Origin of the sequence: Paraburkholderia sp. Ac-20336 (assembly GCF_017105025.1) — a bacterium.
In the GTDB taxonomy this organism is placed as follows: domain Bacteria; phylum Pseudomonadota; class Gammaproteobacteria; order Burkholderiales; family Burkholderiaceae; genus Paraburkholderia.
The window spans coordinates 1-15,456 of the sequence record NZ_JAAGPS010000091.1 but is presented as its reverse complement, the minus strand read 5'-3'; the positions used below and the strand labels follow the sequence as shown (position 1 = coordinate 15,456).

General features: G+C 64.5%; 10 protein-coding genes. 2 read left to right on the top strand and 8 right to left on the bottom strand.

What is annotated here, in order from left to right:
* Positions 1-559 precede the first annotated feature (559 nt).
* Both GXB81_RS22015 and GXB81_RS22010 read right to left on the bottom strand, forming a co-directional pair.
* On the bottom strand, positions 560-3,493 hold the full coding sequence (locus tag GXB81_RS22015) for a response regulator (RefSeq protein WP_205990313.1): 2,934 nt from the start codon (positions 3,491-3,493) through the stop codon (positions 560-562).
* A 295-nt stretch (positions 3,494-3,788) separates the two neighbouring features.
* Positions 3,789-4,226: a hypothetical protein gene (locus GXB81_RS22010; protein ID WP_345889838.1), complete on the bottom strand. Its 438-nt coding sequence runs from the start codon at positions 4,224-4,226 to the stop codon at positions 3,789-3,791.
* 237 nt (positions 4,227-4,463) lie between these two features.
* Between GXB81_RS22010 and GXB81_RS22005 the strand changes: the two genes are divergently transcribed.
* A complete protein-coding gene (locus GXB81_RS22005) occupies positions 4,464-5,141 on the top strand; it encodes a hypothetical protein (protein ID WP_167036264.1) in 678 nt (225 codons plus the stop codon).
* A gap of 229 nt (positions 5,142-5,370) precedes the next feature.
* On the top strand, positions 5,371-6,750 hold the full coding sequence (locus tag GXB81_RS22000) for a hypothetical protein (RefSeq protein WP_205990312.1): 1,380 nt from the start codon (positions 5,371-5,373) through the stop codon (positions 6,748-6,750).
* A gap of 260 nt (positions 6,751-7,010) precedes the next feature.
* Here GXB81_RS22000 and gmd read toward each other — a convergent pair whose 3' ends face one another.
* The 6 genes from gmd to GXB81_RS21970 all read right to left on the bottom strand — a co-directional run.
* Positions 7,011-8,129, bottom strand: coding sequence for a GDP-mannose 4,6-dehydratase (gmd, locus tag GXB81_RS21995; protein ID WP_167036258.1), 1,119 nt, complete (start codon positions 8,127-8,129; stop codon positions 7,011-7,013).
* Positions 8,130-8,245: 116 nt separating this feature from the next.
* Entirely contained in the window at positions 8,246-10,549 is a 2,304-nt protein-coding gene (locus GXB81_RS21990; RefSeq protein WP_205990311.1) for a polysaccharide biosynthesis tyrosine autokinase, read from the bottom strand.
* Between the two features lie 53 nt (positions 10,550-10,602).
* Complete coding sequence (locus GXB81_RS21985) at positions 10,603-11,745, bottom strand: polysaccharide biosynthesis/export family protein (protein ID WP_205990310.1); 1,143 nt, start codon at positions 11,743-11,745, stop codon at positions 10,603-10,605.
* A gap of 41 nt (positions 11,746-11,786) precedes the next feature.
* Positions 11,787-13,172 carry an undecaprenyl-phosphate glucose phosphotransferase gene (locus GXB81_RS21980; RefSeq protein ID WP_167036252.1) on the bottom strand — a complete coding sequence of 462 codons (1,386 nt, stop codon included), beginning with the start codon at positions 13,170-13,172 and terminating at the stop codon, positions 11,787-11,789.
* 55 nt (positions 13,173-13,227) lie between these two features.
* On the bottom strand, positions 13,228-14,832 hold the full coding sequence (locus tag GXB81_RS21975) for a sugar phosphate nucleotidyltransferase (RefSeq protein WP_205990309.1): 1,605 nt from the start codon (positions 14,830-14,832) through the stop codon (positions 13,228-13,230).
* Positions 14,833-14,919: 87 nt separating this feature from the next.
* Positions 14,920-15,456: helix-turn-helix domain-containing protein (locus GXB81_RS21970; protein WP_205990308.1), on the bottom strand; the 537-nt coding region annotated here is incomplete at its 5' end.

Here is a 15,456-nt window from a genome sequence, read left to right as displayed (position 1 = left end):
TGATGCAACAAGGAGCGGGCTGACAACACCGAATACGCCTGAAAAGTGCAGGTATATCGGTTTGCAATTGCGTGACCGGATTCTTCTCCCTCTTCCGTGGAGGAATGACGCATCCGGGTCAGGGGATACGACCGGGCATCGATGGGAGATACGCGAGAACTTCAGTACCAGGCGTCGTAGTCCGCCCTCCCAGACGGCCCTGAACGCATGGATAGATTCGATAAAAACGGGTCGAAATGCTTACCCGCTGCTTTTTGTCACCGCATACTGACTGTGGGGATATCTGGTTGACCGCGGCGGCATCGGAGGATCTACATTTCGGAATGGATGTCTATCCAAAGATTTCGGTATAAGCACTTTATTGAATGCAGCCAGACCCGATAATAGGCTCAGTCCTAGAAACCATTAAATTGTGACAAATAGGACTTGTCTCATTTTTGTGAGATCACGCTTCATATCTGGAACCATCGGCCGCACACAAACCGCTCAACATGGCCACCGCCCAGGCCCACCCGGCAGCCATGCCACTTCCGCAATCTGCCGCATCAGGACATCGTGGCTACGCACTCACCGCCCCTTGGCGGCGCACCAGCGTCTCATAGGCAAGCGTCTCGAAACGGCCCAGCATCTCTTCGACCCCAGCGAGGTCATCGTCGCGTGCGAGTTGCTCCATCTGCGCGCACGCATTCGCCAACGCCGCCTCGTGGATCAACGCAAACGAACCGCGCATGGCATGAAGCGTATCGAGCGCCGCTTGCGTGTCATGCGTGCCCATAGCCTTCTGCAGCTTTGCCAGCGACTCCCCCAGCGACTGCTTCAATGCCGCATGCACGCCCGGCGGCAGTGGTCCCTGCGAAATATCGCGCTTCGCCGTCCTGTCGCCGGGCGGAAGCGTCCCGAACGCCTCCGTTCCGATCGAGCGACGCAGAACCTGCTCCATCGCGTCGAGCAAAATCGGCTTGAGCAGCGTGGCATCGATTCCCGCGTCCTCGCATCGTCTCTGCTCTTCGGCACCGACATGCGCCGTCACCGCGATGATCGGCGTCGTCGCGCCCTGCCCGCGCAGACATCGCGCCAGCGTGTAGCCATCCATGCCAGGCATGTTCAGATCCGTCATTACCACGTCGTAGTGCTGCTCGTTAAAGCACCGCAGTGCGGTTGCGCCGCTGTCGACCATGTCGGCCCTGTATCCGAGCAGATCGAGTTGCGCAACGATCAGTTCGCGGTTGGCGGGTTGATCGTCGACGACGAGGATGCGCAGAGCCGCCGTACCGGCAGGCGCTGCGTCCCGTTCGACACGCTTCTCCCCGCTGTCGGCGGCCGGCGCGGAGGCGCTCGTATCGACCCGCAGCGGCAGCGACACCACGAACGTACTGCCGAGTTCGAGCGAGCTCTTGACGATGATCGAGCCATTCATCAGCCGCGTGAGGCGCGAGCACAGCGCCAACCCGAGTCCGGTACCGCCATAGCGGCGCGCGATCGACGAATCCGCCTGCACGAATGCCTGAAACAGCGTCTCCTGCTGGGCGGGCGTCATGCCGATGCCGGAATCGATCACGCCGATCATGACCGGCGAGCCTTCGACGGTCTCGTCCTTGTGATACACCTCGAGCAGCACGTTGCCGGTCTCGGTGAACTTGATCGCATTACTGACGAAGTTCACCACAATCTGCCGAATCCTGGTCGGGTCGCCGAGATAGTACGGCGCGATCGAATCGTCGATCATGCATTCGAATTCGAGCCCCTTCGCATGCGCCATCGGCGCGAAGATCGCACCGACCTGGCGAATCGTTTCTGCAAGATCGAAACGGATCGCCTCGATCGTCATCTGTCCGGACTCGACCTTCGAAAAGTCGAGAATGTCGTTGATGATGTCGAGCAGCGCCGTCGACGACGATGTCACGACATGGAGCCGCTCGCTTTGCGCGGGCGACAACGACGAACGGCCGAGTAGTTCGAGATTGCCGAGAATCGCATTGAGCGGCGTGCGTATCTCGTGGCTCATCATCGCGAGAAACGCGGACTTCGCATGGTTGGCCGCATCGGCCGCCGCCCGCGCCTCTTCGAGTTTGCGCTCGGTGTTCTTGAGCTTCGTCACATTCGAGAAGCTGCACAGCAATACGTCTACGCTCCGATACTGCGTGCGGACGAGACTCACGAGCAGATCTTCAACGCCGCCATTCGCGAGTCTGCACGGCAGTTGCAAGCCCGACTGCCACGCAGGGGCATCGGGCGAACGGTCGTAAAGCTCGAGTAGCTGAAAACGCAATGGCCGCTCATCGGGATGAGCGTTTGCTCCATAGCTGCGCATCGCGTCGCTCTCGAGCAGAATGTCTCCGCTTTCGAATAGCAACAGCGCGAATCCCTCGGGAGCCGCCGCAACCATCATGCGATTCAGGCGCTCGCTTTCGAAAATCCGCCGCGAGTACTCGAAACCCGGCTTGAATATCTTGCGGTCGAGCAACAGCAGGATCGTCCAGAGAAATCCGATCACCAGCAGGACGGCCAACGTCAGAAGCGTGATGCGCGGCCAGAACTCGGCGAGAACCGTACGCCACGTAAATGCATAGACCAGTGTCCAGCCGACATGCGAAACCGGCGCACTCGCGATAAAGAGACCGCCAAGACGACGCCGCTCGATTCCCTGCCGGCCCGGCGCCCAAGGCTTCGTCCGCAGTACGCGAGCCTTCAGCGCACTATCGCGGCCTGCCGGCCCGGCATCGAGCACCACCTTGCCGGATGCGTCGACGATCAGCGAGATTTCGTCGTCGAGCGGCTCCTGCGCCGGATGATCGAACAGCAGTCTGACTGGAATGGTGCGGACAAAGATAAGGAACGGCGTACCGTCGGCAAACGCGGGCAGAACCATGCGAATGACCTGCTCTCCGGTAAACCGGTCGGTAATCGGCGGCAGCAGGATCAACTCCCGCTCGGTTTCCAGACGCCTCAGCGTTTTTTTCTTGCTCAGGTCGCCGATATCCGGCCTGATCTGATCGAGCAGCGCCCGCACGCTTGGGGCATCGCCTGCATCGAGCGGGTTGCCCGATGCGGGTGCCGGATAAATCGACATGAAACTGTAGTCGGGCGTGTAGAAATATCCCGTCACCGCATCAGGACCTTTCAACACAGCATAAGGGCCGACGCGATAATCGAATTCACGGGTCATCGCCAGATACGGCGCGAATGTCTGGGCTGGCCGCTCGTTCGTGACGTCGCCCAACGCCAGCACGGGTGGAAAGTCGGGATGCTGCTGCAGAAGAATATGCCCGTGCTGCGCCGCAAACTGCTCAACGACACTGGATGGCGGCGGCTCGCGGCGCTCCCATGCCGACTCTTCGTGCAGAACGGTGTACCGCAGAATGCTCTCGAACTGGAGCAGTTCCAATTCGAGCTGCGTCTTCCTGACAGCGAAACCGATATAGCGATTGTCGATGTAGTCGCGCACCATCAGGTAGATCACGGTGCCGCCCAGCACCAATAGAACGGCCGTCATCGCAACGCCGGCTCCGTACAGCAACGCTCGCTGATAGCGTTTCAGGACGGCTGGCACGCGATGCGATATTTGGCCTTCCTCACCGTCGTCGAAATCTTTGTTCCGTGCTTGCATCGCGCCCCAGTCTGCGGATTCGAAGTGACGTCGGAATCATATGACCATTTACGGCGTCCTGCACCTGAGCGGCGATAGATATCGCTTGCCATGCCGTCGAAACGAACGAGCCGCACAAGAGCACAACGACAACGCGTGACACTACGTTAGTGCCGCGCCTTCGATAGACCCACCGCTCTTCTCACTTCTGCGCCGGCGTCCGCAGCGAATTTCCGGCGAGCCATTTGAGCCGTTCACAATTCACTTTGATTCGTGCGTCGAACTCCTGAGGATCGCGCTCGCGCAGTCCGTTCATGCTGCCGATGTTGCTCTGCGCGCGCTGCCAACCCGTCTGCCAGTGCTGATCGAAGTGATCGGCTTCGGGCAGTCTCTTTCTGAGCTTTTCCTTATACGCATCGACGCGCTGCGGCGATATCTGGCAGAACGTCTGCGCGAAATTTGCGCGCTCGCCCGCCGTCTCGACTTTCATGTTGTCGCTTTCCTCGCTCGCCCTGCCCGCCACAGGCGCGGCCAGCGACAGCGTCAGAACCGATACGGCGACGATTAGCACGCCAGAATAGTCCCGCAGTTTTTGCATCATCGTCTCCTGACGGCTCGTCATCATGTTCAGAGAATTCACCGGGCTTTCGCAAAGCTCGCCTGCCGCGTTACACGGATGTGTCCTGATTGGACAGCAGCTTGGCGTTTTCGCGCGCTATCCGAAGCATTGCATTGGCGCCATCCGGTGCTACGCTCGGAAAAGCAGTCTTCGCAACGTGCGCCGTCATGCCACGACGGAACCCGAAGCCAACAGATCACCGTGCGAAGCGCTTTTTCCGATAAAAACGCCAAACATCGCTGGGGGGGAGTCATTGCGATGAAATTTAGAACATATACCGTACTGACGCTAATTGCGACCAGCAGCGCTGCATTTGCATGGCAGCCGCTTACCTATCCGATCCGCAGTCAGAGTCCCTATGCGCGCGGCGTCGACACCGCGCTGTGTTACGCGGAAGCAGCCCGCGTGAGCAAGGTCAACATCGTCCACGAGTCGCAGATTCCACCGCGCCCGGCACCGGTCGCAAAGGGCTCGTCGACGGGCGCGCCGGCCAAGCCGCCGCTGCCGCCCAGTTCCTTCTCCGCCACGCCGCTGCCGTATGCCGCCAGCATGCCGGACGCCGCGAGCTTGCCGATCGCGGCCGCGCCTGGTGGGGCATCGTCGGCGAAACCGGCCAACGATGCCTTGACAGGTGCCGGCGGTGCACCCGGCGGCGCCGCCGCGGCCGCGGGTGCTTCGGCCACCGCGACTACGACCACGGCGGCTGCGGGCACGAGCGCGGGAATCGGCACGTTAGGCGAGGGAATCGGGGCATCGGCAGCGGGAATCGGCCCGTTGGGCGCATCAGGCGCATTGGGCACAGCGGACGCATCGTTGCAAGCGAGCGCGGCATCGGACGTCAAACTGCCGCCGCTGCCCGCGCCCGAGCCGCCGATGACGCGCTATTGGGCCGCCTACGGCGCATGCATGCAGGCGCGCGGCTACGTGGTGCAGTAATCGCAGTGATCGGTGAGGCTTGCGAGCCTCGTTGCCGTTACGTGTTCCTTTGACAGAGGCGTCGTAATTGAACGCCCGCGAGCGACCGGCCATGTCTACATATCCCGCTGCCAATCAGCCAGAGCCCCGACGCTGCAACAACTGCGGTGCACCGATCGTCGGCCGCTTCTCGCCTTGTCTTTCGTGTCATTCGCTCGCGCTGGAGGGGTCTGGTGCGCATGCTGCCTCAGTGCCGGGTTTGTACGTCGAGCCGGAGAATCCGCCGCGGACGGGGCCCGCCAGGCTGCCGGCGCGCAGCATCTGGCACCGTTCGCCGGACACGCTCGTCTACCCCTACGATTCGATCGACGAAGCCGAGTTAGCCGCGCAAGCAGGACGGCGCACGCGCAACCGCATCGTGCTGGCTGCGTCGGTGCTGGCGGTGAGTTCCGCCGTGTACCTGATCTGCATCCATGACGGCGACTTGCGCGTGGCGCCGCCGGTTGTGGCGAGCGGCAATGTGTCCACGGTGTCCGCGCAGAACGGCAAGGCGTCCGTTGCTGTCGATGGTGCCGGGAAAGCCAAGGCGAATGCCGGATCGTTGCAGCCTGGGAGTGACGCGCAACGCGTCGCCGCGGCCCGGCCTTCGGCGGTCACACCGGCGGCGGCGTCACTGCCCGAACCGCGCCGTGTCGCGCCGGCAGCGCCGGACGCCGCGCGCGTCGCTGCCGCTCAGCCCATCGCATCGACACCCGAGCAACACCAGGTCGTGTCGGCAACGTCGGATGCCACGCACGTCACGGCCGCTCAGCCGATTGCCGCGAAAGATAAACCGCATGCCGATGCTTCGCCGAGCGTCATCGCGCTGCAACAGCAACAACGGCCGCAGCCCGCCATCGCTGCGCAACACCTCGCATCGGCCCAGCCCGCAGCGCTCACACCCCAGGTCGCGGCGATACCCGAGCAGCGCCGCGTCGTATCGGCAACGCCGGATGCCACGCGCGTCGCGGCCGCTCAGCCGATTGCCGCGAAAGATAAACCGCATGCCGATGCTGCACCGAGCCGCGTCACCGCGCAACAGCAACAACAGCCGCAACCCGCCGTCGCCGCGCAACATCTGGCATCAGTCCACCCCTCAACCGCCACACCACCCACCGCAGCGCAGCCTCAACAGCACCGCGTCTCGTTGACGACGGCTGAACCCACGCACCTCGCCGCGAACCCGCCAATCAGCGCGGAAGAGAAACGTCGCGCCGAAGCCGCGCGATATCTGCGAGCGGCACGTATCAATCTGAAGGCGAACAATCTGTCGGCGACGAAATCGCGCATTGCCGCGGCCCTCGCCGCGCAGCCCGACAACCGCGAGGCACAGCGCCTGCGCGCGACGGTGCATACGCTCGAACAGCAACGCGATGCGCTGCTCAGCCTCGCACGCGGCTGCGGTTCTATCGGACACCTGGCTTGTGTGTCGCGCGACGCCGGCATCGCGCTGCAAATCGATTCGAGCAGCAAGACGGCACGGCGTCTGTCGACACAGGCCACGCGCGAATCCGAACTGCAGATCGCACCGTCAGCCGACACCGCTACCGAGCCACTGCCCGACGTACGCTACGTCAGCACACATCATTGACGTTGCCGCGGCTCGGGGCGTTGCGACGCGCGAAACCGCGCCTCGCAACGCCCCGAGCCGCGGCACCGGCTTAACTCATCGGCTTGACTTACCCGCTCACCAACGGCCCATAAAAGACAAGCGCCCGCAGCCATCGGCAGCGAGCCGATCACTACGGGCGCGAAACGAAGCACATCAACAACACGTCGATCCGCCAGGAAACTGCGGATCGCTAACCCATCACGATAACTCGCACACCGTGACCGGCACACGCATCCCGACTACTCGTGATGCTCCAATGCCGTAAAGCCCGCCAGCGTGACAAGCGCGTCGCGGCGTGCGATCTGGTAGTCCGAGCGCACCATTTCCTTGACCAGTTGCGCAAACGACGTGGTCGGCTTCCAGCCGAGCCGCGCGTGCGCCTTCGACGGATCGCCGAGCAGCGTTTCGACTTCGGCCGGCCGGAAATAGCGCGGATCGACCCGCACGATCACATCGCCGGGCGACACCTTGATCTCGCGCCCTTCCACCTTTTCGACGATGCCGACCTCATCCACGCCCGTGCCCTCGAAACGCACGGTGATGCCCAGCTCAGCGGCCGCATTCTGCACGAACTGACGCACGCTGTATTGCTCGCCGGTCGCGATCACGAAATCTTCAGGCTGGTCCTGCTGCAGCATCATCCACTGCATTTCCACGTAATCGCGGGCGTGGCCCCAGTCGCGCAGCGCTGCCAGATTGCCGAGATACAGCATCTTCTGCGTGCCCACCGCGATGCGCGCGATCGCGCGCGTGATCTTGCGCGTCACGAAGGTCTCGCCGCGCACCGGCGATTCGTGATTGAACAGAATCCCGTTGCAGGCGAAGAACCCATAGGCCTCGCGATAATTGACCGTGGTCCAGTAGGCGAACAGCTTGGCGACCGCATACGGGCTGCGCGGATAGAACGGCGTGGTCTCGCTTTGCGGCACCTGCTGCACGAGCCCGTAGAGTTCCGACGTGGATGCCTGATAAAAGCGCGTTTTCTCCTGCATGCCGAGAATGCGGATGGCTTCGAGAATGCGCAACGTACCGAGACCGTCGGCATTGGCCGTGTATTCCGGTTCCTCGAACGACACCGCGACATGGCTCTGCGCGGCGAGGTTGTAGATTTCGTCCGGCTCGACGCGCTGGATCACGCGCAGCAGGCTGGTCGAGTCGGTCAGATCCGCATGGTGCAGAAAGAGCCGTTGCTCCGGTTCGTGAGGATCGCGGTAGAGATGATCGATCCGGTCCGTGTTGAACAGGGACACCCTGCGTTTGATGCCGTGTACGATGTAATCCTTGGCGAGCAGCAACTCAGCCAGGTATGAGCCGTCCTGTCCAGTAATGCCGGTGATCAGCGCAACCTTGCGTTTCATGGAACCTTCCCCCAAATAGTGTTTGGCGATGCCTATCCGAACCTCGAGCCCGCGCCGATCCCAGGGCGAAACCGCACACGGCCGCGGCACACGGCATTGCGCCGCGGGCCGCGCCGTCAACCGGCAATGCTGTCGTAGCCGTAATAGCCGCCCTGATATCCCGAACCGAGAAACGCGGCTTCCTGCGGCACATCGGTCAGCAGCACGCCGCGCATGGCCACACCGCCGTTGCGCAACCGTTTCGCGGTTTCGATGATCTCGTGCAGCGGCTGGCGGCCGTGGCGCACCACCAGCAGCGTGGTGCCCGCATATCGGCCGATCAGCGTCGAGTCAGTCACCGCCAGTACCGGCGGTGTATCGACAATAACGAGGTCGTACTGCGGCTTCAGTTCGTCAAGCAACATTTCGAAGCGTTTGCTCATCAGCAGCTCGGCCGGATGCGTCGGCAGCGAGCCCTTGGCCAGCACGTCCAGACCGGGCAGCACCTCGCGCTGGATCATCGAGTGCAGATCGCCGCCGCTCAGCACGTCGGACAGGCCCGGCTGATGGGAGATGCCGAAGTGCGAATGCACGTCCCCGCGCCGCATGTCGGCGTCGATGATCAACACGCGCTTGTTCGCCGACGCGACCAGCGCCGACAGGTTCACCGACAGGAACGACTTGCCCGCGTCGGGCCGCGAGCCGGTAATCATCACGACGTTGTTGGCCGCGTGATCGAGCGACAGCTGCAGCGACGTGCGCAGGTTGCGCACGCCTTCCACCGCGAGATCCCCAGGCGCCTGGTGCGCGAGCACATGCTGGCCGCGGCGGCGCTGCGCCACGCTTTGCTGCAGGCGCAGCTGGGTCTGACTGCGCGGCACGGCCGCGAACACCGGCACGCCGAGCATGCCTTCGAGGTCGTCGGGCCGCTCGACGCCGCCGTACATCGCGCGCTTGAGCAGGATCAGCAAGATGCCGAGCCCGAGGCCGCCGCCGAGCGAAACCAGGATCGCCAGCATGCGCCGCGGCCGCACCGGATCGTCAGGCGTTTCGGCGAAGTCGACGACCCGCACGCCGGCCACCTGCCCCGCCTGCGTCGTGCGCAGTTGCTGCACGTTGTTCAGCAGACTGTTGTATTGCGTGGTCTTCTCGTCCACGTCGTGCTTGAGCCGCTGCGCGGTCTGCTCGGTGTCGGGCATCGCCGTCGCACTGCGCTTCATGGTGGCCTGCGCGCCCTGCAACGCGGCGATCTGCGCGTCGAGCGCGGCCACCGACGGATGGCTCGGCGTGAAGCGCTGCAACAGCTCCACGCGCTGCTGCTGCAGGTCGAGCAGGCGCGCCTTGTTGTCGGCGGACTGTTGCAGCATCAGCCGGCTCTCCTCGCCGGGATCGACCGTGCCGTGCTCGTTGCGGAACTTGCTGTAGCGCTGCTCGGCGTCGTCCAGATCCTTGCGCAGGGCGGGCAGTTGCTGCTCAAGAAATGCGAGCGTGTGGCGCGTTTCGGTCGAGCGGCTCGCCATGTCCTGACGCACGAACTGCTGCGCCATGTTGTTGACGATCGCCGCGGCCAACGCCGGATCGCCGCCTTCGAGGCTCATCCGGATCACGCCGGATTGCGGCGCGGTCTCCTGCACGAGCATGGTGTTCTGCAGGCGGTCGACCGTGCCGAGCGTCGAGGCGCGCGCGAGCGTGAAGCGCGTGCCGGGCGCCCCGACGAGCCGGTCGACATGCAGCACGATCGGGCCGTCGGCGGTATCGGTCTGCACCGTCTCGCCGACCCGGCCCGACAGGATCGCGCTGCCGTTCGGGTCGCGCAGCACAAAGGTGTTGTCGGTCCCCGCCACCAGCGTGAAGCTCGCGTCGTACATCGGCTTCGCGGTATCGAAACGCGACACCGCGATGCTCTCGTTGCCCCACGCGAAGCCCGACAGCTTCATGAACGACGGCAGCCTGAGACCCCATCGGCCCCATCGTCCATTCGCGAGACCCGCGATCCTCGCACCGACGAGCGGCAGATAACGCGGCGTCGCCGTGATGTCGAGGTGCAGCGTGCGCACCGCCTCCTCGACGACGAGCCGCGACTTCAACAACTCGATCTGCGCGGCCGTCGACGGCTTCGAATCGGCACCGCCGCCGACCGGCGGCGATGCGCCGTTAGCGACGCCGGTCGCGTTGGCCGTCCGGTCCTCGACGTGAAACAGCACGTCCGCGCGGTACGTCGGCGGCGCGAGCAACGCGTAGGCACTGCCGAGCGCGAGCGCGATCAGCGTCACCGTGAGAATCGTGCGCCGACCGCGCACGATCGTGCGCAGGTAGTCCGACGGACGCAGACGGCCCGGACCGGGCACGTCCGCGTAACCGGGTTCGAAGCGGGCTTCGAAACGGTTCTCAAAGCGGTTCTCGTAGCGGCCTTCATAACGGCCGTCAAAGTGGATTGCCATGTTGTTCACCCCGACAAGACCTGGCGGTGCGCGTTACGCGCACCGCTCTTACGTCACTTCCCGACGATAACCCCCGTCACCGCCGCGTTGATCGCCGGCAACAGCAGGTTCAGCACGCGGTTGAAGCGAACCAGGCCGCCCTGGCCGACGTACACGATGTCCTTCGGCTGCAATTGGAACTGGTTCGCGAGCAGCATCGCCACCGGCGAGCGAGCGTCGAGGTGATAGATCTGCGGCGAGTCGCTGGTCGAATTGCGGATCACGAACAGCTGTTGCGCGGCGGCCGTGTTCGAGTCGAAGCTGCCGCCGTCGGAGATCGCCTGCGAGAGCGTCAGCGAGCCGTTGCGCAGCGGCAGCACCGTGGCCGGCTTGTTGACCTCGCCCATCACGTACACGCCGCTGTCCTCGCGCGCGTTGACCCGCACCATGTCGCCCGCCTGCAGATAGATGTCCGACGGATTGTGGCCGTGCTTGATGAGGTCGTCGATGTTCAGCGAATACGTATGGCCGTTGCGGATCAGGTCGACGCGGCTGCGGTCCGCGGTCGTCGTGAAGCCGCCGCTCAGGCCGATCGCGTTGGTCAGCGACATCGGAATGTCGTTGACCGACTGGCTGCCGGGCGTGCGCACTTCGCCGTCGATCATCACCTGCGCGTTACGGAACGACGCGACCCGCACCGTCACTTCGGGCTTCTGGTACACCTTGCTCAGACGCTGATGCAGTTCGCGCTGAATCGACGCGACGTCCCTGCCCGCCACGTGCAGGGTGCCCGCATACGGAAACTGCACGTCGCCGCTTTCGTCGATCAGAAAGCCCGGAATCGCATCCGAGGGCCGCGAGGTCTGCGTCGGCTGCCCGAGCGCGGCCGCGAGTTCCGGGTGATCCCACACGACGATCTGCAGCACGTCGCCGGGGCCGACCTTGTACGCGGTCGGCTTGCCGAACAGCGCTGCGATATCGGGCGGCATCGTCATGGCCTGCTGGTCGGCGTTCATCTTCTTCAGCAGCGCCAGGTTAATGTCGGTGATCGGAATCTGCTGCTGCTGCGAAGCTTCGGTGGGACTGAAATCCCCTCCCGTGTCCTGCACCGTGGCCGGCGTAATCATCCGTTGGCCCGGTACACTGCCGCAGCCGGCGAGCAGTGCGGCACTCGCGAAAACCACCATCGTTCCCGCACGAAAACCCAGTGAGTTCATGATCCTTCCTCCTTCGCCCCGAGGCGTTTTTTATCGACTGCTTAGTAAGCGTTTCGATGAACCAGTCCTGCGACGATCGTCGCGCCGATGATCCGCATGTCGAGCGCGAACGACCAGTGACCGAGGTAGTACAGGTCATGTTCGACGCGACGTTCCATCTTCTCGATGCGGTCGGTTTCGCCACGGAAGCCGTTGATCTGCGCCCAGCCCGTGATTCCCGGTTTGATCCGGTAGCGATTGATGTAGCCCGCGACCACCTTCTGGTAGAGGTCGTCGTGCTCGAGCGCATGGGGGCGCGGTCCTACGACCGACATGTCGCCACGCAGCACGTTGAAAAATTGCGGCAGCTCGTCGAGGCTCGTGCGGCGCAGGAACGCACCCACTTTCGTCACGCGCTTGTCGTTGCGCGTCGCCTGGCTCAAGGTGCCTTTCGCTTCGGTATGCAGCCGCATCGAGCGAAACTTGTAGATCGTGAACACGCGCCCGTCCGCGCCCTTGCGCTTCTGTTTGAACAGCACCGGACCGCGCGAGGACAGCTTCACCGCGATCGCGATGCCGAGCAGCAGCGGCATGAGCCCGAGCAGCGCGCTCGCCGCGAACAGCCGGTCGAAAATCTCTTTCTTCAGCATCGCGTTGGCCGACAGCGGCGAGGCGACCAGGTTGATCGCCGGCACGCCGAGCAGATCGACGACGCCGCTGCCTTCGAACAACGCGTGACTGCGCACGTCCGGCATGAAGCGGATATTGACGAGGTCGTCGCGGAACTCGTCGATCAGCGCGCAGATGAGCGGCTCCTCGGAGAGCGACAGCATCAGCCAGAGCTCGTGGACGTCGTTGGTGCGGATGTAGTCGGCGAGCGCGTCGACGCGCTCGAACACCGGCACGCGCGAATTCGTCACCGCGGAATCGTCCGGCCGCGTGTTGTAGACGGCCGTGGCGCGAAAGCCCGCGGTCGGCGCCGACTCGATACGGCGCAGGATCGCATCGCACTGCGAACCGCTGCCGACAATCGCGACCTGATGCAGGTTCATGCCGGCGCCGCGCGCCCGCGCGAGCACCGCATGCGTGACGAGCCGGTAGGCGATCAGCAGGCCGCCGGTCGTCGCGGTCCAGTACGAAAACCACAGCCGCGAGACGATGTCGATCCGATGCAGCGAATACATCAGCGCCAGCGCGCAGGCCTGCACGATCAGCCACGCGAGCGACACCTGGCCGGCGAGCCCGAGCTTCGAGCGGCCGCGCCACGATTCGTACACGCCGAAGGCGGGAAAGATCGCCAGCGCGAAGGCGGCGGAAAACATCGCCAGCGCCCAGTAGAAGCCCGACTGGCCGAGATAGTCGAAGCGGATTTGCGACGCCACGGCCGCACCCGCCAACACCAGCGCGACATCGAAAATTCGCGCGAGCAGATCCTGAAACTTGCGCATGTTTGCTTCCCTCGTATTGCCTTTTATGTTCGCCAACGGGGCGTATCCATGCTGCTTACGGGCAGCGGCCGTAGTTGTCGTTGAACCTCACGATGTCGTCCTCGCCGAGATAGGTGCCGGACTGGATTTCGATGATTTCGAGCGGCACCTTGCCGGGGTTTTCGAGCCGGTGACGCGTGCCGAGCGGAATGTAGGTCGACTGGTTTTCGGTGAGCAGGAACTGCTCTTCGCCGCGCGTGACGAGCGCGGTGCCGCGCACCACCACCCAGTGTTCGGCGCGGTGATGATGCAGTTGCAGCGACAGCTGCGCGCCGGGCGTGACGACGATGCGCTTGACCTGAAAGCGCTCGCCGTGATCGATCGAATCGTAAAAGCCCCACGGGCGCCGCACCTTGCGATGCGCGTCGGCTTCGGGCGCGTTCTGCGCCTTGATGCGCGACACGAGGCCCTTCACGTCCTGCACGTGCGAGCGGTCCACCACCAGCACCGCATCGGCCGTCTCGACCACCACCACGTTGGCGGTGCCGACGCAGGCGACGAGCCGCCCTTCCGAATGCGCGTAGCACGACACCGCGCCTTCGAAGGTGACGCGGCCGCGCCCGGCGTTGCCGTTCGCATCCTTTTCCATCGCGGCCCATACCGCGTCCCACGAGCCGAGGTCGGACCAGCCGGCTTCGAGCGGAATCACGACGCCGGCGGGAATGCCGGTGGTTGCGGCTGTGCTTGCGGTGTTGTCGATCGGACCGCGGCCTGCGTTGCCGGCCTGGCCCGCATCGATCGTGCTGGCACCGCGCGGCGCGCCCGCCGGCGACTCCGTCAGACGCTCCATCACTGCGTAGTCGATCGAATCGGCGGGCATTTCGAGGAAGGCCTCCGGCGCCGGCCGGAACACCGCGCCGTCCTGGCGGCCGTTCGCGAACGCGCTTTCGCAGGGCGCATGCATGTCGGGGCGCAGACGCGCGAGCGTATCGAGCCACACGCTCGCGCGCATGATGAAGATGCCGCTGTTCCACCAGTACGTGCCGGCCGCGAGGTATTGGGCGGCGAGTTCCTCGGCGGGCTTCTCGACGAAGCCGTCGATCGCATGACCGCCCTCGGCCAGCGCCGCGCCGATGCGGATATAGCCGAAGCCGGTGTCGGGCCGCGTCGGCGGCACCCCGAGCGTCGCGATCGCGCCCGCTGCCGCGTGGCGCGCCGCGCAATCGAGCGCGCGCTGCAATGCGGCCACGTCGGCAATCGCATGATCGGCCGGCATCACGATCAGGATCGCGTCGCGGTCCTCCGCGCACGCGAGCGATGCCGCCAGCGTCAGCGCGGGGGCCGTGTCGCGCCGCGCGGGCTCGACGATCAGCCGCGCGTCGATACCGTTCTCGCGCAACTGCTCGGCAATCACGAAGCGATGCTCGTCGCCGCACACGACGATCGGCGAGGCATCGACATGCCAGCTCGCGGGAAAGCCGTCGAGGCGCCGCGCGGTCGCCTGCAGCAGCGAGTCGGAGCCGACCACGTCGATCAGTTGCTTCGGAAAGTTTTCTCGCGACACCGGCCACAGCCGGGTGCCCGAGCCGCCCGCCAGAATGACCGGCACGATATGCGCGCAATGCGCGCCGGCGCCAGCCGGCTCGACAGATCCTGCGCTCACGATGCCATGCCTCAACATATTCGGATTCCTTATAGTCCTGCAAGGTACGAAGGAGAAGACTCCGGTGCGCCGTTTCGCGCGCTCGCCGGGTTGCGTCCTGCGCTGCTACTCGCCGCTCATGCGACGGCTCTGAATCCTGAACTCGGTCGGGGAAATCCGCATGCGCTTGCGGAACACCTTCGCGAGACGGTCGCCATTGCCCATGCCGGTGCGGCGCGCAATCTTGTCGACCGGCAATTCGGATTCGGTCAGCAGGCTGCATGTCACCGCGAGGCGCTCATGCAGCAGAAAACTCGAGGGCGTAATACCCATTTCCATCTTGAAGCGGCGCAGGAAATTGCGTTCGCTCATGGCCGCGAACTGCGCGGCGTCGGCAATCGAAATCGACTGCTGGCAGTTTTCCTGGAGCCAGCGCGCGGCCGCGCGCACCTTGTCGCCGGGACTCAGCGCGCCGTCCTCGCCGAGCAGCGGCGCGAGGTTCGACGAATCCGCCAGCAGCCGCTCGGCCGCCATGCGCGCGGTCGCGTTGCCGAGGTCGCGCTTGATCAGCGCGAGCGCGCTACGCATCGACTCCAGCCGGTCGCCGAGTTCCGCCGCGCCATGCGTGGCGCTCTCCGGGCTTGCCGCGCTCGCGCCGTTCAA